This window comes from Streptomyces sp. NPDC001415 (assembly GCF_053597395.1).
Window position 1 is genome coordinate 1 of the sequence record NZ_JBSFIE010000002.1, and the last position, 18,377, is coordinate 18,377.

Sequence of the window (18,377 nt, forward strand, 5' to 3'; positions counted from 1 at the left end):
ACTGTTCTGGCTGGTGACACTAATTGATGTCGGTCCTTCGGTTTCGGATGGCCCGCCTTCTTTACTGTGGAGCTAAGGAGAATTGAACTCCTGACCTCCTGCATGCCATGCAGGCGCTCTACCAACTGAGCTATAGCCCCTTGTTTTCCCGCCGCCCGGTTTCCCGCGGCGACATCGAGAACATTACACGGTCCCCCCGGTGCTTCACCAAATCGGTTTCCGTTCTGCCCGAAGAAGGACCGTAACGTCCGCTTCAGCGACCGTGAAGGTAGTGCACGCCTCTGCCCGCTTCCCCTGCCCCGGCCATCCCGTGACGCCTGCCGCCGACGTGTACCTGCTGCGTCAGTCGACCGGGACGCCCTTCCCCTCTCCGGCGGCGCTCAGGCCGTCGCGAAGGAGTAGAACCGCTTGAGCGTGCAGTGCGCCTCAAGGAGACGGCCGTAGATCGGCTCCCCTTCGAGCTCCCGATACGTCTCGATCGGGTCGCCCTTTATGATCAGCGCCCGGGCGCATTCCTCGCACCAGTACTGGTAGTCGGTGTTGACCGGATCCATGTCCCTGACGATGGGCGTACCGCTGCCGCACCAGTCGCATTTCCGCCTGTGTGCACCCATGTTCAGCTCCAGCTGTGGCCGCAGGCCGTGCACACGTAGGACACCCCTCCGTTGTCGCCGAGCATCTGCGCGACGTGGGAGGAGCCACAGGAGGGACAGCTCAGGCGGGCGCCGGGCGACGCGGCCTGCGGCCCGCCGGGCGGTTCCGGGAATTCATCGCGACTCGCGGGCATCGCGCACTCCCTCCCGTTCGGTCCGTCGTCCCCCTCCGGCCGTCCCGATTCTGCCATGTCCTCGCAAGGGGGTCAGTGCTGTCGCCGTACGAGACCGGCCACGGGGGGGGCGGACAACAAGAAGATCCCGCCCCCACGAGGGGACGGGATCCGATTGTGGAGCTAAGGAGAATTGAACTCCTGACCTCCTGCATGCCATGCAGGCGCTCTACCAACTGAGCTATAGCCCCGCTGTTCGCCTTGTTTCCGCTTCTTCGGCGGTCCCGCGCTGCGAACAAGAAGAACTCTAGCCTGTGACCTGCCGGAAAGTGAAATCCGGCCGTCACCGCCCCTGAGCAGCGGTTAGTCGTCGTCGCCGAGGACCGGCTCGGGGAGCGTGCCGGCGTTGTGTTCCAGCAGGCGCCAGCCGCGCGCGCCCTCGCCGAGGACGGACCAGCAGCAGTTGGTGAGCCCGCCAAGGCCCTCCCAGTGGTGCGCCTCCAGGCCGAGCAGACGGCCGATCGTGGTGCGGATGGTGCCGCCGTGGCTGACGACGACGAGGGTGCCGCCGTCGGGCAGCTTGTCGGCATGGCGCAGCACGACCGGGGCGGCCCGGTCGGCGACCTCGGTCTCCAGCTCGCCGCCGCCGCGGCGCACGGGCTCGCCGCGCTTCCACGCCGCGTACTGCTCGCCGTACTGGTCAACGATCTCCTCGTGCGTGAGCCCCTGCCAGGCGCCCGCGTACGTCTCACGCAGGGCCGAGTCGTGCTCGACGGGAAGACCGGTCACGGCTGCCAGCTCCGCGGCGGTGGCGGCGGCCCGCTGAAGGTCGGAGGCGACGATCGCGTCCGGCTTCAGCGCGGCCAGCAGGCGCGCGGCGCGGTGCGCCTGGCCGATGCCGGTCTCGGTCAGCGCGATGTCCGTGGAGCCCTGGAAGCGGCGCTCCAGGTTCCAGGCCGTCTGGCCGTGCCGCCACAGGACTATCCGGCGGCCCCGGCCGCCTTTGGTGGTGCCGTTCAGCTCAGCTCACCGTCCGCTTCGTCGGCGCCGGTCAGCGCGGCGTGCTCGGCGGCCTTGCCGCGCGTCTTCATGGCGTCGTCCGGCAGCGGCAGCTCGGGGCAGTCCTTCCACAGCCGCTCCAGGGCGTAGAAGACGCGCTCCTCGCTGTGCTGGACGTGCACGACGATGTCGACGTAGTCGAGCAGGATCCAGCGGGCGTCGCGGTCGCCCTCGCGGCGCACCGGCTTGGCGCCGAGCTCCTTGTTCAGCCGCTCCTCGATCTCGTCGACGATCGACTTGACCTGGCGGTCGTTGGGTGCGGAGGCGAGCAGGAAGGCGTCGGTGATCGACAGCACATCGCTGACGTCGTACGCGATGATGTCGTGCGCGAGCCGGTCGGCGGCCGCCTGAGCGGCGGCGGTGATGAGCTCGATGGAACGGTCCGTGGCGGTCACAAGCAGGCTTTCGTCGGCGGTCAGATCCAATCGGATCGGTTTCCAGGATCTCACGGACCGCCGACAGCCCCGAAAGGATTACTCCGGGCCCCTCACTGCGGGGCCTTGTAGTCCTTTCCGATGACGACCGACACGTCGGCGTTGACGGCCGCCTTGCCCTGTTTGACCGCGCTGTCCGGGAGCCCGAGAGTCTTGGCGACCTCGACGGCCTTCGCCTTCTTCGCCTCGTCCGCGTACAGGACCTGCGAGGCGGCTTCGGTGCCGGAGTTTCCGGCGTCGACGAACGCATAGCCGCCGTTGACGAGGGCGACCCGTGCGGCCTCTGCCGTCTTGGGGTTGCCGCTGGCGTTCTTGACGCCGACCCGCACCGCCGAGCCCTGCTCGGAACCACCGCCGAGCTGGCCGCCCAGGACGTCCTTGACCACGCTGTCGCTGGCCTGCTGGCTGAGCGTGCCGTCGGGCTGTACGGGCAGGAGCGCGGTCTTGTAGGCGCCGATCTTGGCGTGCTCGGCGAGCTTGGCCAGGGAGGCCCCGAGGTCGCTCTCGGGCAGCGACGGGTCGAGGATCTGCGCGAGCGTCTGGACGGTGACGGTGGCGGCCTTGGGATCGTCGGAGATCTTGCGCAGCACCCCGTACATCACCGCGCCGAAGCGCTGGAGCTGCTTGGTCTCGGCTTCGCCGGGGCCGCGGTAGGTGGCGTAGGCGACGGCCATCTGGCCGGTGAGCGTCTGGTCGTCGCCCTTCTTCACCACCGGGTCGCCGCCCTTGCCGCCGGGAACGTCCGCATCCGTACTGATGTCGATGTTTCCGACGAGGTCGACGAGGTTTTCCAGGTACGGGGTGTCCAGGCGCCAGGTCCCGGTGATCTTGGCGCCGAGGAGGGTGGAGAGCGAATCCCGGGTGCCCTGCGAGCCGTCCGCGTCCACCGACTTGCCCAGGGTGGTGCGGCTGCCGTCGTCATTGGAGACGGCGAGCGCGTTGGGCAGCAGCACCGTGGTGCCCTGTTTGGTGGTCGCGTTGTTGACGAGGAGCGCCGTGGAGGTGCCGCCCGCCTTGGTGTTGTGCAGATGCACCACGATCATGTCGCGCTTCTGCGGACCGGCCGTGGTGGCGCCGCCGTTCTTGGTGTCCGAGGAGGACGAGAGGCCTGGCAGCTTGCCCGCGAACCACAGGTAGCCGGCACCTCCCACCGCCACCAGGGCCAGCGCCACGACAAGCGCGACCACGCGGTTGCGGCCCCGCCGCTTGGCCTCCTCGCGGCGTTCGCTGCGGCTCTCGGTGAACTTCAGCCAGTCGATGACGTCTTCGGAGTCCTCGTCGGGCTCCTCGATGAACGAGAACTGCTCGGTGCGGTAGTCGCGTTCGCCACCCTCGCCGTGCTCGTCCCGGCGCTGCTGGGGCAGCACGGGCGCGCCCTGCGGCTGCGGCGCCGGCTCCGGCGCGGGAGGCGCCTGGACGGGCGGCTGCTGCGCGGTGCCGTAGTCGTACCCGTAGCCCTGCTGCGGGAACTGCTGGGTCTGCTGCGCCTGTTGGGGGAACTGCTGGGTCTGCTCCGGCTGTTGCTGCGCGTACGGGTCGTACGTCGCCTGCTGCGGGACGTACGTCTGGTCGTAGCCGTACCCCTGCTGCTGGGGTTCCTGGGGCTGCGCGTAGGGGTCGTACGCCTGCTGCTGCGGCTGGACCTGCTGGTACACCGGCCGGCCGTACTCGTCGTACCCGACCAGCTGCACCTGCGGCGCGTACGGGTCGTACTGGCGGTCGTTCACCGGTGGCCTTCTCTCACTCGCCGACGTACAGGCGGTTCAGCTGGTCTCACTCGCCGCGATACAGCTGGCGCTTGTCGATGTAGCGGACCACACCGTCCGGAACCAGATACCAGACGGGGTCGCCCTGCGCGACTCTCGCCCGGCAGTCCGTCGAGGAGATCGCCAGGGCCGGCACCTCCACCAGGGAGACCCCGCCCTCGGGCAGCCCGTCGTCCGTCAGTACGTGGCCGGGCCGGGTCACGCCGATGAAGTGGGCCAGCGAGAACAGTTCCTCGGCGTCCCGCCAGGTGAGGATCTGGCCGAGTGCGTCGGCGCCGGTGATGAAGAAGAGGTCCGCGTCGCTGTTGCGCTCGCGCAGGTCCCGCAGGGTGTCGATGGTGTACGTCGCCCCGCCGCGGTCGATGTCGATGCGGCTGACAGAGAACTGCGGGTTGGACGCGGTGGCGATGACCGTCATCAGATAGCGGTCCTCGGCCGGGGAGACCAGCTTGTGGCTCTTCTGCCACGGCTGCCCTGTCGGTACGAAGACGACCTCGTCCAGATGGAACTGCGAGGCCACCTCGCTGGCGGCCACGAGGTGTCCGTGATGGATCGGGTCAAACGTTCCGCCCATCACACCGATGCGTCGCTTCACCGGACCGGTAGGCACTTCCTGCTCTCCCATGCGTGCAGAGCCTACTGGCCCGGCTTTCGGCCCCGACTCAGCGGTCGCGGTTGAAGCGGGTGGTGACCCAGAGCAGGAGAAGCAGGATGACCAGCGCGCCGCCGCCCGTCATCCAGGGCTGCAGGCTTTCGTGGTTGCCACCGTGCTCGGCGCCTTCGGCGAGCGTGACCAGGTTGGCGGCGGTGCTGTGGAGGCTCATCTTCGGCAGGACCTATCCGGGAGTCGGGGCGGAGACTTCGCCCACATCGTATGCGGGCGGTCCGGGCACGCTCACGCCGACTCAGTCGTTCTTGTTGTCGTCGCCACCGTTCGAGCGGTATCCGCGCAGCAGGAACCAGGCCAGCAGGCCCGCTCCGACCATGGAGCCGAGCAGCAGGATCCGCAGCAGCGCGCCCGGCCCCTGGCCGGAAGCGGCAGCGAGAGCGGTGACGACGTCCGGCATGGCAGGTCTCCTCGAAGTTATCCACAGGCCCCCGGGCCACGGTATCCCCACCGCCTAATGTGGATGTCGTCAGGGGGACGAGCCGACGACTCGAACGACAGGGGGCACCCATGACCGAAGACATCAACGACAACGTGCCGAGCAGGCAGCGGCGCAGGTTCCCCGGGATCTCCTCCCGGGCCTACGAACACCCCGCGGACCGCTCGGCGCTGGTCGCGCTGCGCAAGCTGACCGGCTTCGACACCGTCTTCAAGGCGCTGAGCGGGCTGCTGCCCGAGCGCAGCCTCAGACTGCTGTTCCTGTCGGACTCCGTGCGAGTGAGCGACGCCCAGTTCGCGCACCTCAACGCCATGCTGCGGGACGCCTGTTACATCCTGGACCTGGAGAAGGTCCCCCCGATGTACGTCACGCAGAACCCGCAGCCGAACGCGATGTGCATCGGTCTCGACGAGCCGATCATCGTGGTGACGACGGGCCTGGTCGAGCTGCTCGACGAGGAGGAGATGCGCGCGGTCGTCGGCCACGAGGTGGGCCACGCCCTCTCCGGCCACTCCGTCTACCGCACGATCCTGCTCTTCCTCACCAACCTCGCGCTGAAGGTCGCCTGGATTCCGCTGGGCAACGTCGCGATCATGGCGATCGTCACGGCGCTGCGCGAATGGTTCCGCAAGTCGGAGCTGTCCGCGGACAGGGCCGGGCTGCTGGTGGGCCAGGATCTGCAGGCCTCGATGCGGGGGCTGATGAAGATAGCGGGCGGCAACCACCTGCACGAGATGAACGTGGACGCGTTCCTGGAGCAGGCCGAGGAGTACGAGGCCGGGGGCGACCTGCGTGACTCCGTGCTGAAGATCCTCAACGTGCTGCCCCGCTCGCACCCGTTCACCACGGTGCGCGCGGCCGAGCTGAAGAAGTGGTCGGAGACCCGCGACTACCAGCGGATCATGGACGGTCACTACCCGCGCCGCGACGAGGACAAGGACACCTCGGTGACCGACTCCTTCCGGGAATCCGCGGCCTCGTACGCCGACGCGGTCAAGAGCAGCAAGGACCCGCTGATGAAGCTGGTCGGCGACATCGCGGGCGGCACGGCGGACCTGGGCGGCAAGCTGCGCGACAAGTTCACGGGCACGGGCCCGCGCCCCTCGGACAAGGCGGCCGGACCGGACGCGGAGCCGACCGACGGCAAGCCCGAGCAGAACGGCAAGGGGGAGGGCTGAGGAAGAGCGGCCGCGGAAGAACGCTGAGCCGGATCAGCCGGCCGCGGGGGACGGCTGGGTGCCGGCGGCCAGGGTGCCGCAGAGGGCCTCGGGCGCGGGGCCGGTCGCGTACGGGTCGGTGCCTGCCGGGCCCTGCGCGCTGGCCCGCTCCCCCGCGAGGAGCGGCCTCAACTGGGCCGCGACATCGGCCGAGCAGGCCTGCGGACCGGCCTCGACGGTGCTGGCCTGCAGCTCCGTACGGTTCAGCCGCAGGTCCTCGCGGTCGAGCCGGAAGTGCAGCTCGCGGCGGACGGTGAACAGGGAGGCGTCATTGGTGTGCGGGTCGTTCCCGGCCGGGTGCAGGGCGTACACGAAGACATAGTCGGTGGCCACGTCGAGGGCGTTCGGACCCGACTCCGAGTAGCTCATCGAGCCCTGGACCCGGATCTGGGGATCGGCGAGGACCACCTTGGCCGGATCGAAGCGCACCAGCCAGCCGGTGGCGGAGTGCCGGCCGTCGTCCACCGGGGCGGCCACGCTCTGGTCGAACTGGGCCATCAGATCGGGATCGAGCAGCACCCGGATCTGACGGACCGGGCCGCCGGCCAGGACATCGGGATCCAGGGACGACTTGATCAGGTAGTCCTTGGCGATGGACAGGGCGTTCATCACCTGCCCCTCGGAGAAGTGCTCGGTCTTGGTGGCCGAGGGCAGATTGATGCCGGAGCCGCCGATCCGGAACCGGGCGGCCGGGCTGCGCGCGAAGAGCTGCTCCGCGTCACCGCCCGGCACCGGGCCCTGCGGGGCGAGCGGGATCACGGTCATCCGCAGCGGCTCGGGCCGACTGGTGGAAGGCGGCTGGTACGGGTGCCGGATGCCCATGTAGATGGCGGTACTGAAGGCGATGAGGAGCAGCAGCACCAAGGCGATGGCCGGTTTGGAGGAAGCCCTGAGGGACCAGCTCGGACGGGACCGTACGGCCCGCGCGTGTTCGCGCATGCGCTCCTGGGCGGAGAACTCCTGAAGGCGGGCAGCACGCACGAACGATTCGTCGAAGACGACGGACCGGTACTCGTCGTCACCACCGCCGGGGAGGCCCTCCGGTGTCCCCTCGGGTGGCTCTCCACGCCCTGCCATACCTTCAGGGTAGGTCTGGTGAGGGAAAGGTAAACGCGCTGGTACACGACAACTTCTGACGAGTTCGTACGCGAGCGTTCAGGGGCTGCTCAGGGGGTGGGGCGGGGGAAGGGGAGGGTGGGCGGGGGGAGGGGGAGGGGCCCCCTCCCCCGCGCGGAAACCACTCCCCCTAAGGCACCCAAGGCGCAGCCGAAACCGCCGGCGCGTCGAAGTCCGCGGAAGCCGAAACCGGGGCGGAGACCGAGGCAGGAGCCGAGGCGGAGACCGCGGGGGCGGGTTGGCCGTTGGTGTCCGGTGCCGCGCCCACGTCCCGCCCCAGTCCTCCAGCGTTGGAGGAGGCCGCGGCGGCGCCGGGGACTGCCCCTACGGCGGGGCCGGCCGCGTTCGTCGGATTGTCGACGTTGCTCGTGGCGGGGGGTGGGGCCTTGTCCTCGTGGTCGGAGGTGGCGCCTCGGTAGACGGCTGAGAAGGCCAGGGCGACCATGCCGATGCCCATCACGACGGCGAGGACCCAGGCGATGGGGCGGTGCCAGCGGGCTCGGCCCCGGTAGGGGCGCAGGACCCCGCCGTGGCGGCCGTACGGTCCGGCTTCGGCGCCGCCGGACAGGCCGGGGCCGCCGAGGTCGTCCGGGTCGCGGCCGGGGCGGTAGGGGTCGTAGCCGTCGTCGTAGGGCTCGTCGTCGGGGGCTCCGGCGCCCGCGCGGGCGCGGGCGGCTTCCGCCTCGGCGCGGGCCTGGGCGGCGGCGAGCAGTCGCTCGACCGCACTGGGTTCGTGGATCTGGGCGGCGCGTACGAAGTCCTCGTCGAACACCACGGAGGCGAAGTCATCGTCCGCGCCCCCGCGGTCGTCGTCGGGCTCCCGGCCGTCCGGAAACGGCCCGCCCCCTACGTCGTCCGGCACGCGTTCAGGGTAGCCCCGGGCGGCCGTTTTGGGCAGGGAGTGGCCGAACTCCGCCTCCCGGAAGGGGAGTTACGCCACTTACCCGCTGCGACCGTCAATTACCTGCTGCGACCGTCGCTTACCGGGTGTGACCATCGCCGGTCACGATGTACTTCGTCGAGGTCAGTTCGGGCAGTCCCATGGGGCCGCGGGCGTGCAGTTTCTGGGTGGAGATGCCGATCTCCGCGCCGAAGCCGAACTGGCCGCCGTCGGTGAACCGGGTGGAGGCGTTGACGGCGACGGTCGTGGAGTCGACGAGCTGGGTGAAGCGGCGGGCCGCGGCCTGGGAGGTGGTGACGATGGCCTCGGTGTGTCCGGAGGTCCACCGTCGGATGTGGGCGACGGCGTCGTCCAGGGAGTCGACGACGGCGGCCGCGATGTCGTACGAGAGGTACTCGGTCTCCCAGTCCTCCTCGGTGGCCGCGACGACCGTGGCCTTGGAGGCGTCGGCGTGGGCCCGTACCCGCTCGTCGGCGTGGACGGTGACTCCGGCGTCGGCCAGCGCGTCCAGGGCGCGCGGCAGGAAGGCGTCCGCGATGTCCTGGTGGACGAGGAGGGTCTCGGCGGAGTTGCACACCGAGGGGCGCTGCGCCTTGGAGTTGATCAGGATGTCGACGGCCATGTCGAGGTCGGCCTGGGCGTCGATGTACACGTGGCAGTTGCCGGTGCCGGTTTCGATGACGGGGACGGTGGATTCCTCGACGACGGTGCGGATGAGGGAGGCGCCGCCGCGCGGGATGAGGACGTCCACCAGGCCTCGGGCGCGCATCAGCTCCCGTACGGAGTCGTGGGATTGGCCGGGTACGAGCTGGACGGCGTCGGCGGGCAGGCCGGCTTCTTCGATGGCGTCGCGCAGGACGCTCACAAGGGCGGTGTTGGAGACGTACGCGGAGGACGAGCCGCGCAACAGGACCGCGTTGCCGGACTTGAGGCAGAGGGCGGCGGCGTCGACGGTGACGTTGGGGCGGGCTTCGTAGATGATGCCGACGACGCCGAGCGGGACGCGGATCTGACGCAGATCGATGCCGTTGGGCAGGGTGGAGCCGCGCACGACTTCGCCGACCGGGTCGGGCAGGGCGGCCACGGCGCGTACGTCGGATGCGATGGCGCGGATCCGCTCGGGGGTGAGGGTGAGGCGGTCGATGACGGTTTCGCTGGTTCCGGCCTCGCGGGCCTTGGTCACGTCGAGCGCGTTGGCTTCGACGATTTCGCCGGTCCGTGCTTCGAGCGCGTCCGCGATGGCGAGCAGCGCGGTGTCCTTGGCCGCGCGCGGAAGTGGCGCGATCTCGGCGGCGGCGGTGCGCGCCCGGTGGGCGGTCTGGGTGACCGGGGGCATGGCGTCGTCCGGGGAGTCCGGGGACGAGGGCGAGGGCGAGGTGAGCGAGGCCATGTCCGCAGACTAATGGGCGCCGGGAGGTCGTTCTGACCGTATTCCACTCCCCGAGACGGTGCCGGGGAGCGGGGTCAGAAAGGGTGGACGCCCACGGGTGCGGCTGGTGGCGGCCCGTATCCCTCGGCGAGTCGCTGGTGGTAGGTGCCGCGGTCGATGACTTCGAGGCCGACGATCTCCCAGGGCGGCAGTTTGGCCGTGGAGCGGTGTTCGCCCCACAGGCGCAGGGCGACGGCGGCCGCGTCGTGCAGGTCGCGGGCCTCTTCCCAGTAGCGGATCTCGGCGTGGTCGTTGGCGTAGCGGCTGGTCAGCAGGAAGGGGTGGTCGTGGGCGAGCTGTTCGAGGCCTCGGCGGACCTCTTTCAGCGGGGCCTCGGCTCCCGAGACGCTGAGCGTGATGTGCCACAGCCTGGGGGTGTCCCCGGGCTGTTCGGGTACTTCTCTCCGTTCGACGTCGGCCCCCGTCCCCACACTGGTCAGGGTCCGCTCAGCCGTCGTCCCTCGGGGCGCCGCCCCCGGGCGCGCTCGTCTCACCGGCGGCCTCCTGTGCTGCTGTGTGCGATGCGGTGCGGTACTGCGCGGGTTGCCGGTCCGCGCGTACCCCCGCTTCAAAGTTGACCAGCCCGAGGCCGGGCGCGGGGCGGTTTTCCTGAAGGTGTCTGTCTTATGGCTGGACTTTCGGCCGTTATCAGGGGTGCAGGACGACCAGATCGTCCCTGTGTACGACTTCGCGCTCGTAGCCGGGGCCGAGTTCCTTGGCGAGGTCGTGGGTGGAGCGGCCGAGGAGTTGGGGGATTTCCTTGGCGTCGAAGTTGACGAGACCGCGGGCGATGGGCCGGCCTTGGGTGTCGCGCAGTTCGACGGGGTCGCCGGCGGCGAACTCGCCCTCGACGGCGGCGATTCCGGCGGGGAGGAGGGATTTGTGGCCTTCGACGATGGCGTGTACGGCTCCGTCGTCGAGGACGAGGGCGCCTTGCGGGGTGGAGGCGTGGGCGAGCCACAGGAGGCGGTCGGCGGAGCGGCGTCCGGTGCGGTGGAAGTGGGTGCCGGTGGCGCGTCCGGCGAGGGCGTCGGCGGCCTGGCTGGCGGAGGTGAGGACGACGGGGATGCCGGCGGCGGCGGCGATGCGGGCGGCTTCGACCTTGGTGACCATGCCGCCGGTGCCGACGCCGGCCTTGCCCGCGCTGCCGATCTGGACGTGTGCGATGTCGGCCTGGCTGTGGACTTCGTCTATGCGCGAGGTGCCGGGTTTCGAAGGGTCGCCGTCGTAGAGGCCGTCGACGTCGGAGAGCAGGACGAGCAGGTCGGCGCGGACGAGGTGGGCGACGAGCGCGGCGAGGCGGTCGTTGTCGCCGAAGCGGATCTCGTCGGTGGCGACGGTGTCGTTCTCGTTGACGACGGGGAGCGCGCCCATGGCCAGGAGCTGGTCGAGGGTGCGGTAGGCGTTGCGGTAGTGGGCGCGGCGGCTGGTGTCGTCGGTGGTGAGCAGGACTTGTCCGACGCGTACGCCGTAGCGGGCGAAGGAGGCGGTGTAGCGGGCGACGAGGAGGCCTTGGCCGACGCTGGCGGCGGCCTGTTGTCGGGCGAGGTCCTTGGGGCGGCGGCGTAGGCCGAGTGGGGCGAGGCCGGCGGCGATGGCGCCGGAGGAGACGAGGACGATCTCCTTCTCGCCGCCGCTGCGCGCCTTGGCGAGCACGTCGACCAGGGCGTCGACGCGGTCCGCGTCGAGGCCGCCGGAGGCGGTGGTGAGTGAGGAGGATCCGATCTTGACTACGATTCTGCGGGCCTGTGCCACCTGCTGCCTTGCCACTGTCACACGGTGAAATCTATGTCAGGACGGGTGCTCGGTGCTTGGAAGTTCCAATCGGCGGACAGCCTCACCGTGACCGCACAGAGAAGCTTTAAGTTCGACAAAGTAGGAAAACTGGGGAAGTCATGGCCCGATGGGGTGCTGAAGCCCACACGTCCGTACCTTGCTGTTTCACGTCCGTACCTTGCTGTTTCGTACCAGCCGGGCAAATTTAGCGTCTGAAGTGAAACCTCCGCGGCCGCTTCGCCCTCCCTTCTGATGACCAGTCGAACAACTCCATGGTGGGTGCAGGGCGGGACGCGGCTCACCTGGATGCAACTAGGAGCGTGTCGGATGCCGTCGTCGCCGTCTCGTAGACGTCTGTTGCAAGTCGCCGGTGGCGGGCTTGTGGCGGCGCCTCTTGCCTACGGAGGATGGCAGTGGCTGGCGCCGCAGGGCGGTTCGGGCACGCAGGGCCCGTCGGCGGGGACGACGACCGGGAAGCCCGCCTCGGCCGCGTCCGAGCAGTCGTATCTGCACGTGATCGCGCATGCCGATGACGGCATCTACTTCATGAATCCGGATCTGGAGCAGTCGATCCGCAGCGGTGCGCTGTCGGTGACGGTCTGCATGACGAGTGGCGAGTCGGACGGCCGCAACGCGGCGCCCAAGAGCCCCCAGTTCAAGTCGCTGCCCACGGACCGGCCCGGGTTCGCGCGAGCCCGCATAAACGGTCTGCGTGCCGCTCACGCGCTGATGGCGACGGGTGACGACAACAGTCCGTGGTCGGTGGAGCCGGTGGAGCTGCTGCCCGGGTTCCGCTCGGAGCTGCACTATCTGCAGGCCGCTCCGCACGTCCAGTTGATCTATATGGGTCTGTGCGAGGCGCGTTATGTGAGCGTGCCGCGTCCGGTGAGCATGCGGGGTCTGTGGCTGGGCGCCATCGAGCAGTTGCCGACGCTGCCGGGCACGGGCAGCTCGGTGCGGATGCCCCGCGCCTACACGCGTGACCAGCTCACGGACGCGCTGGCGGCGACGATCGCGCGGGTGAATCCGACGGTGATCCGGACCTTGGACCCCACTCCGCTGCATGCCCCGCGCGAGACGGTGGCGATGATGAGCGCGCCGACGATACTGCGCGGGCTGAGCTATCTGGATCACCAGGACCACACCGCTTCGGCCCGTTTCATGCAGGCGGCTATGGAGCGCTATTGGGGTGCGGGCAAGGGCCGTGCCGCGTCGGTGACCAATTACTTCGGCTATCCGACGAACTACACGCCGCCGTCTTTGGACGCGGCGACCACCCGGCGCACCGCCCAGCTTCTGAACGCGTACGGCTGGGTCGATCACCGGGACTGTGGTGATCCGTCGGGCTGCGGTGACCTCAAGGTGGGTCCGAACGGTCTGAAGGCGGGCGGGGCCGGCTGGGCGCGCGGTACTCGTACGCGCACGCCGGGCACTTCGCGCTGGCTGGCGCCGCTCAAGGACGGGCGGCTCGCGGCGTTCGCGGTGCTGAGCGGCGCGGTGCGGTGCTGGGTGGAGCGGGAGGCGGGCAAGGGGCCGTGGGCGGGGCCGTTCGACGTGGTGGGCAGTGCGGGTTCGTCGCTGGACCCGCAGGTGGAGGTGGTGCGGCACGCCGACGGGACGCTTCAGTTGTTCGCGACGCGTACGGTCCTGCCGTTCAAGGGCGCCAAGCATCACAAGGAGCTGGTGTGCGTCCGGCAGAGCGGGGTCGGCGCCGACGGGGCGCCCAGGTTCGGCGCGTGGAGTTCGCTGGGCACGCCGGACGCGGATCCCGACAAGTCGTTGGAGACGGGCTATCCGGCGACGGCGCTCGCCCCTGACGGCACCGTGCACGTTCTTGCGCGGAACTGGGCGGGGGATGTGGCGCTGCGCAGTGGCCGGGGCGGCAAGGACTGGGGGCCCTGGCGGCTTCTGGACCACCCGCCGGGCAAGCAGCCTCCGCATCCGCTGGTGGTGGAGGGGATCGACGCGCTGGTCGACCCGTCGGGCCGGCTCCATGTGGCGGCGCCGGTCGCCAAGACGGTGCTGCACTGGGTGTCCCCGGCGCCGGGTGAGCTGCCGAAGCTGGCGCCGCCGACGGGGCTGACGCCGGCGGGCAGCGCGGTGAGTCTGGTCGGGGACGGCAAGGGCGGTGCCTCGGCCGTCTACCGGCAGGCGGGCACCGCGCAGGTGGCCGTCGCCTCGCCCGGCGGTCCTGGGGCGGCGTGGACGGTGGTGCGGCGTACTCCGGTGGGCGGTTACGGGCGGGTCGCCGCGTACCGGCTCGGCGGGAACGGCGGCACGCTGGTGCTGGCGGCCCGGGACGACGGGGGCCGTGTGGTCCCGTCGTCGGACGAGTCGGCGTGGGAGGGCCCGGGTGTGCAGTTCGTGGGCATACCGGGCGCGGCGCAGGACTCTTCGGGCCGGGCCGTGGTCGCGGTGGTCGGCACGGACGGCCATCTGTACGCTTCCCGCCAGACCAGGCCGGGTGCCCGGTTCGGCGAGTGGGCGCCGGCGGTGAAGGAGAGCGCGGGCAGCCGCGCCTAGGACATGACGGAGGGGGCGGACACCTTGTGGTGTCCGCCCCCTCCGTTGTGTTCGCGGCGCCGCTACTTCACCGGGATCTTCGGTGCGACCGCTGCCGGCTCGGCCTCCTTGTGTCCCGACACGAGGATCTTGCGGGACAGCACGTACGTGAACGGGATCGCCACCACGGCGGCGACCAGCGGGGCGATCGTCTTGTTCATGCCGACCCAGTGCACCAGGGCGAACAGGCCGGCGCTCTGCACCACGAAGTTGGTGACGTTGGTGAGCGGGAAGAGCAGGAACTTCTTCCAGGTCGGCTTGGTGCGGTAGGTGAAGTAGGTGTTCAGGAAGAACGAGCCGACCATGCTGAGCAGGAAGGCGATGGTGTACGCCACGAAGTACGGCAGGTGCGCGAGGTGCAGCAGCGGCCAGTAGAAGGCGTAGAAGGTGCAGGTGTTGACGCCGCCGACGAAGCCGAAGCGGATCACCTGACCGAGCTGACTGGGCATCAGACCGCCTTGTGCTGCTGGCCGTTGCGGTAGAGCTCGCGCCGCTCGACGCCCTCGGGCTTGCCCGGGAAGCCGTGCGACTCCTTGACCAGGAAGTGCGGGCGGCGCTTGGTCTCGTAGTAGATGCGGCCGATGTACTCGCCGATGAGGCCCAGCATCACCATCTGCACGCCGCCGAGGCCGACGATGATCGCGACGAGGGTGACGTAGCCGGGGGTGCTGACGCCGTACGCGATGGCGGCGACGGTGATCCACAGGGCGTAGGCCGCGCCGATGCCGGCGAGGATCACGCCGAGCCAGATCGCGAGGCGCAGCGGACGGTTGTTGAAGGAGATCAGGCCGTCCATGCCGTAGTTGAGGAGCGAGCCGAACTTCCACTTGGTCTCGCCGGCTTCGCGCTGCGCGTTCTGGTAGTCGAACGTGACGGTGTCGAAGCCGATCCAGGAGAACAGGCCCTTGGAGAAGCGGTTGTACTCGCCGAGGGAGAGCAGCGCGTCGACGGCGGGCCGCGACAGCATGCGGAAGTCGCCGACGCCGTCGGTGAGTTCGACGTCGACCCACTTGTTGACCGCGCGGTAGTAGAGGCGGCTCAGGGCGGAGCGGACCTTCTTGTCGCCTTCGCGGGTGCGGCGGGCGATGATCTGGTCGTGGCCCAGCTGGTAGAGGTCGAGCATCCGCTCGATGAGCTCCGGCGGGTGCTGGAGGTCGGCGTCCATGATGACCACGGCGTCGCCGGTGGCTTCGCGGAGCCCGGCGAGCATGCCGGCCTCCTTGCCGAAGTTGCGGCTGAAGGAGACGTAGCGGGTGGCGTCCGGGTACTTCTCGGCGAGCGCCCGCAGGTGCACGAGCGTCTTGTCGCGGCTGCCGTCGTCCACGTAACAGATCTCGTACTCGATCGCGAGGGTGTCGAGCACGCTGCGGGTCTTGGCGTCGAATTGGTCGATGACCGCTTCTTCGTTGTAACAGGGGACGACGACCGACAGCTTCATCATCAGTGCTTTCCAGTAGAGGAGCGGCAGGTGCGGGTGCGGAGCGCCCCACCGATGGCGACAGCGAGCAGGGTGGCGAGTGCCAGACCGCTCACCACCAGTCCGGACTTCAGCCCGGGAGTATGGTACGAGCAGGCCACGCGGGAGCTGCTCCCGGCCAGCTCGACGGCGATCAGTCCGCCGAGCGTACCGGGGGTTCGCGCCGCCCCGCCGTCCACCCGGCACCGCCAGCCGTCGGTCGCGGGGACCGCGATGACGGCCGTGCCGGTGGTGCCCGGGCGGAAGGCGGCCTGGATCGAGTGGCCGCCGGCCGTGACCCGGGTGGGGCCGGTGGCCTGCAGGGCGTCGACCACCTTGTCGAGTGTCCCACGGTCGAAGCAGCCCAGGGGCGTGCGGGGGATGTCCTGGGCCTTGGCGGAGTCGAACGTGACGGTGAACTCGCCGGTGGCCGGGACGGTGGCCAGCGTCAGCAGGCCCGGGTTGGCCATGGGCCGCAGCGGGTCGGGGTTGAGGGTGACTCCGAGTGCGCGGACGGTGCCGGAGTACCAGGGGGCGTACAGCTGGGCCGTGGCGCCGGGCGTGCAGCGTGCGGTGAACGTGGTCGTCCCGGCGGGCAGGTGCAGGTCACCGGCCGAGGCGCTCGGGGTCTGTCCGGCGGGTCTGGTCGCCCGCGAGGCGCCTTGGCCTTTCGGCGTCCCGGACGGGATCCGCCGGACGGGCCCCAGGGTCGGGACGGTGTAGAGGGGTGCGCCGATGACCCGGTTGCGGCGGGCGAAGAGCGAGGCGTCGGGGGTCGCCGAGTCCAGCGGTGTGCCGGGCGGGCGCAGGGTGACGACGGGCGGGGCGGGCTCGGTGGACTGGACGAATCCGTGCGGGGCGTCGGCCGCGCTCTCCAGGTGGCTGCCGATGCCCATGATGGCGCGGCCGACCGGGTCGTCGAGGGCGAGCAGGTGGCGGCCGCCGATCTCCCAGCCCGCGCCGAGGTCGTGCAGGGTGGCCGCGGTCCGGGCGGGCACGTAGCTGCTGTAGTACGAGCCGCCCTGGCCGCCCAGGAGCAGCGGGTCGTTGTCGGCGAACTCGTGCCGTCCGGGGTCGCTGCGCCCGTGCGGCCAGGTGTCGTGGGCGCGTACGGCGGCGCGGGCGGCGAGGGAGTCGGCGTCCAGGGTGGTCTTGGGGCGCCAGAAGGGCTGCCGGTCGCGGATCTCGCTGGTGGAGTAGGCGGCGCCCGCGGTGCCGAGGAACACGGCCGCGGCCAGCGCGCACAGGAGGGGCGTGCGTGGCCCTCGGCGGTGCAGCAGGTGGAGCAGCCCGCCCGAGGCGGTGAGGCCGGCCAGGGTGAGGATCCAGGTGCCGGATGACATGTACGGGCTGGTGCTCGCGGCGGCGAGCAGCACTGCCAGGAGCGCGGTGCCGAGCAGCAGCTCGCGGGGTCTTGGCCCGTGGGACAGGGCGAGCCAGGCGATGGCGACCAGGATCGTGGTGAGGGCGAGGGCGGCGCGGTAGGGGCTGCCGTTGGGTATGGCCAGGCCGTGCCAGAGCAGGATGGTCGGCCGCCAGAGGTAGGAGAGCGCGACGAGCACGGCGAGGGTGCACCAGGCGGCGCGCTCGCGGCGGGCCACTCGGGTCATGAAGGGGAAGGTGAGGACGAGGAGCAGGGCGAGGACGCCGACGCAGATGCGGGGCGTGCTGGTGAAGTAGCCGCCGGGCAGCAGGTGGGCGAGGTAGTCGCGGGCTTCGGGCGGGCCGTCCCAGGTTTCGTCGGGGGCGGGCTGGGCGGCGCGGCTGGCCAGGTAGGGGACGGTGATGACGGGGGCGGCGAGCAGGATGCCGGTGGCGGTCATGGTGGCGGCGCGGATTACGGCCCGGCCTCGTTCGCGTACCGGCCGGGTATCGAGGAGGAGGCGCACCGCGAGGATCAGGCCCATGCCGAGGGTGGCCATGGCGGCGGTGTAGAAGTTCCCGGCCCAGCAGGCGGTGACCAGGAGGGTGCCGGCGGTCCAGCGGCGCCGGTGCAGTGCCCAGTCGGCGGCGATGCCGATGAGGGGGAACGAGACGAGGCCCCACATCCACATGGGGTCGGACCAGCCGTCGTAGGTGACCCAGCCGCTCACGCCGTAGCCGACCGCGAGGATCGCCCGCGGCCAGGGCGGGCCGGGCCGCAGGGTGCCGAGGAACACGGTCATCAGGGCGGTGCCGAGGCCGATGCTGAGCAGAGTGACCAGGAATACACCGAGGTCCAGGGCGTCGCGGGGGAAGAGCGCGACGAGCCAGGAGAACGGGTTCATCAGATAGGTGAGGAAGTCGGCGAGGAAGGGGACGCCGTAGCCGCTGTTCCAGTTGAAGACGAGGTCGCCGCCGCCCTGCCCGTGTACGAGGTCCCACAGGTGGGCGTGGAAGGGCACGAACTGGTTGCCGAGGTCGTTGACGTCCCGGGAGCGCCCGCCGAACGGATAGGTGCCCCGCACGGCTGTGGCCAGGCAGTACGCGCTCATCGCGGCGAGCGAGGAGGCCGCGGGCGCGGCCCACCGGGCGCGGGGTCGTCGTGCCGGTCCGGGGCTGAGGGGGGCGGGCGCCGGGCGGGGCGAGGTCTTCAGCACCGTGGCTCCCTGGTGGGTTCGGCTCGGTTCTCCACCGCTTCTCCCTATAGAGGGGTGTGGGCTCGCGAGGGTTGCCTTCGCGCCACACATTCGGGTGACAAACCACGGCGGGCCTGACGATGTCCCTTTTGCCGGGCGGCCGGGCGGGACCGGGCGCTGCGAAGCACGGTACGAATACCAGGTAGCGTTGAAGCGCCTGCGAGTAGAACA

16 protein-coding genes, 2 tRNA genes and 1 pseudogene are annotated in these 18,377 nt (G+C 70.3%); 2 read left to right on the plus strand and 17 right to left on the minus strand.

Annotation, left to right across the window (positions count from 1 at the left end; genetic code table 11):
• Positions 1–67: 67 nt before the first annotated feature.
• The 9 genes from ACWC2B_RS02265 to ACWC2B_RS02305 all read right to left on the minus strand — a co-directional run bounded on the left by ACWC2B_RS02265 (position 68) and on the right by ACWC2B_RS02305 (position 5,092).
• Positions 68–140: transfer RNA gene (locus tag ACWC2B_RS02265), tRNA-Ala, on the minus strand.
• Between the two features lie 240 nt (positions 141–380).
• Positions 381–614 carry a hypothetical protein gene (locus tag ACWC2B_RS02270; RefSeq protein WP_053726163.1) on the minus strand — a complete coding sequence of 78 codons (234 nt, stop codon included), beginning with the start codon at positions 612–614 and terminating at the stop codon, positions 381–383.
• A gap of 330 nt (positions 615–944) precedes the next feature.
• Positions 945–1,017 (minus strand) — tRNA-Ala (locus ACWC2B_RS02275).
• A 112-nt stretch (positions 1,018–1,129) separates the two neighbouring features.
• Positions 1,130–1,786 (minus strand): histidine phosphatase family protein, encoded by a 657-nt coding sequence (locus tag ACWC2B_RS02280; RefSeq protein ID WP_450714876.1) that lies wholly within the window; start codon positions 1,784–1,786, stop codon positions 1,130–1,132.
• Positions 1,783–2,220 carry a ribosome silencing factor gene (gene rsfS, locus ACWC2B_RS02285; RefSeq protein WP_053726174.1) on the minus strand — a complete coding sequence of 146 codons (438 nt, stop codon included), beginning with the start codon at positions 2,218–2,220 and terminating at the stop codon, positions 1,783–1,785. Before rsfS ends, ACWC2B_RS02280 begins: the two co-directional genes overlap by 4 nt.
• Positions 2,221–2,312: 92 nt before the next feature.
• A complete protein-coding gene (locus ACWC2B_RS02290) occupies positions 2,313–3,986 on the minus strand; it encodes an LCP family protein (protein WP_450714547.1) in 1,674 nt (557 codons plus the stop codon).
• 46 nt (positions 3,987–4,032) lie between these two features.
• The gene (gene nadD / locus ACWC2B_RS02295) at positions 4,033–4,650 is read right to left on the minus strand and encodes a nicotinate-nucleotide adenylyltransferase (protein WP_100578252.1); all 618 of its coding nucleotides are present in this window, start codon (positions 4,648–4,650) and stop codon (positions 4,033–4,035) included.
• Positions 4,651–4,687: 37 nt separating this feature from the next.
• A complete protein-coding gene (locus ACWC2B_RS02300; RefSeq protein ID WP_189964312.1) occupies positions 4,688–4,849 on the minus strand; it encodes a hypothetical protein in 162 nt (53 codons plus the stop codon).
• A gap of 81 nt (positions 4,850–4,930) precedes the next feature.
• Positions 4,931–5,092 carry a hypothetical protein gene (locus ACWC2B_RS02305; RefSeq protein WP_189964314.1) on the minus strand — a complete coding sequence of 54 codons (162 nt, stop codon included), beginning with the start codon at positions 5,090–5,092 and terminating at the stop codon, positions 4,931–4,933.
• A gap of 110 nt (positions 5,093–5,202) precedes the next feature.
• On the opposite strand from ACWC2B_RS02305, the gene ACWC2B_RS02310 reads away from it, so the two are divergent.
• Positions 5,203–6,309: a M48 family metallopeptidase gene (locus ACWC2B_RS02310; RefSeq protein ID WP_450714548.1), complete on the plus strand. Its 1,107-nt coding sequence runs from the start codon at positions 5,203–5,205 to the stop codon at positions 6,307–6,309.
• Between the two features lie 33 nt (positions 6,310–6,342).
• Here ACWC2B_RS02310 and ACWC2B_RS02315 read toward each other — a convergent pair whose 3' ends face one another.
• From ACWC2B_RS02315 to proB, 5 genes and pseudogenes are all read right to left on the minus strand, one after another.
• Positions 6,343–7,425 (minus strand): SCO2583 family membrane protein, encoded by a 1,083-nt coding sequence (locus ACWC2B_RS02315; protein WP_450714549.1) that lies wholly within the window; start codon positions 7,423–7,425, stop codon positions 6,343–6,345.
• 334 nt (positions 7,426–7,759) lie between these two features.
• Positions 7,760–8,326, minus strand: a pseudogene (locus ACWC2B_RS02320) (SCO2584 family spore wall biosynthesis protein); the annotation flags it as partial.
• Between the two features lie 118 nt (positions 8,327–8,444).
• Positions 8,445–9,755 (minus strand): glutamate-5-semialdehyde dehydrogenase, encoded by a 1,311-nt coding sequence (locus ACWC2B_RS02325; RefSeq protein ID WP_450714550.1) that lies wholly within the window; start codon positions 9,753–9,755, stop codon positions 8,445–8,447.
• Between the two features lie 74 nt (positions 9,756–9,829).
• Entirely contained in the window at positions 9,830–10,288 is a 459-nt protein-coding gene (locus ACWC2B_RS02330) for a hypothetical protein (protein ID WP_399485968.1), read from the minus strand.
• Between the two features lie 154 nt (positions 10,289–10,442).
• Positions 10,443–11,570 (minus strand): glutamate 5-kinase, encoded by a 1,128-nt coding sequence (gene proB / locus ACWC2B_RS02335; protein WP_450714551.1) that lies wholly within the window; start codon positions 11,568–11,570, stop codon positions 10,443–10,445.
• Positions 11,571–11,951: 381 nt separating this feature from the next.
• Between proB and ACWC2B_RS02340 the strand changes: the two genes are divergently transcribed.
• Entirely contained in the window at positions 11,952–14,093 is a 2,142-nt protein-coding gene (locus tag ACWC2B_RS02340) for a PIG-L family deacetylase (protein ID WP_450714552.1), read from the plus strand.
• A gap of 62 nt (positions 14,094–14,155) precedes the next feature.
• Here ACWC2B_RS02340 and ACWC2B_RS02345 read toward each other — a convergent pair whose 3' ends face one another.
• Genes ACWC2B_RS02345 through ACWC2B_RS02355 form a run of 3 tightly spaced genes read right to left on the minus strand, consistent with a single transcriptional unit; the run spans position 14,156 to position 18,167 of the window.
• Entirely contained in the window at positions 14,156–14,581 is a 426-nt protein-coding gene (locus tag ACWC2B_RS02345) for a GtrA family protein (protein WP_450714553.1), read from the minus strand.
• The gene (locus ACWC2B_RS02350; protein ID WP_450714877.1) at positions 14,581–15,570 is read right to left on the minus strand and encodes a glycosyltransferase family 2 protein; all 990 of its coding nucleotides are present in this window, start codon (positions 15,568–15,570) and stop codon (positions 14,581–14,583) included. The genes ACWC2B_RS02345 and ACWC2B_RS02350 overlap by 1 nt, the downstream gene beginning before the upstream one ends.
• Positions 15,571–15,572: 2 nt before the next feature.
• Positions 15,573–18,167, minus strand: coding sequence for a YfhO family protein (locus ACWC2B_RS02355; protein WP_450714554.1), 2,595 nt, complete (start codon positions 18,165–18,167; stop codon positions 15,573–15,575).
• Between the last annotated feature and the right edge of the window lie 210 nt (positions 18,168–18,377).

What these genes read in the sequence shown, in the direction of transcription:
- ACWC2B_RS02300 (WP_189964312.1), bottom strand. Translation starts at nt 4,849, where the DNA reads ATGAGCCTCCACAGCACCGCCGCCAACCTGGTCACGCTCGCCGAAGGC.
- ACWC2B_RS02315 (WP_450714549.1), bottom strand. Translation starts at nt 7,425, where the DNA reads ATGGCAGGGCGTGGAGAGCCACCCGAGGGGACACCGGAGGGCCTCCCC.
- ACWC2B_RS02310 (WP_450714548.1), top strand. Translation starts at nt 5,203, where the DNA reads ATGACCGAAGACATCAACGACAACGTGCCGAGCAGGCAGCGGCGCAGG.
- ACWC2B_RS02325 (WP_450714550.1), bottom strand. Translation starts at nt 9,755, where the DNA reads ATGGCCTCGCTCACCTCGCCCTCGCCCTCGTCCCCGGACTCCCCGGAC.
- ACWC2B_RS02345 (WP_450714553.1), bottom strand. Translation starts at nt 14,581, where the DNA reads ATGCCCAGTCAGCTCGGTCAGGTGATCCGCTTCGGCTTCGTCGGCGGC.
- ACWC2B_RS02270 (WP_053726163.1), bottom strand. Translation starts at nt 614, where the DNA reads ATGGGTGCACACAGGCGGAAATGCGACTGGTGCGGCAGCGGTACGCCC.
- ACWC2B_RS02350 (WP_450714877.1), bottom strand. Translation starts at nt 15,570, where the DNA reads ATGAAGCTGTCGGTCGTCGTCCCCTGTTACAACGAAGAAGCGGTCATC.
- ACWC2B_RS02305 (WP_189964314.1), bottom strand. Translation starts at nt 5,092, where the DNA reads ATGCCGGACGTCGTCACCGCTCTCGCTGCCGCTTCCGGCCAGGGGCCG.
- nadD (WP_100578252.1), bottom strand. Translation starts at nt 4,650, where the DNA reads ATGGGAGAGCAGGAAGTGCCTACCGGTCCGGTGAAGCGACGCATCGGT.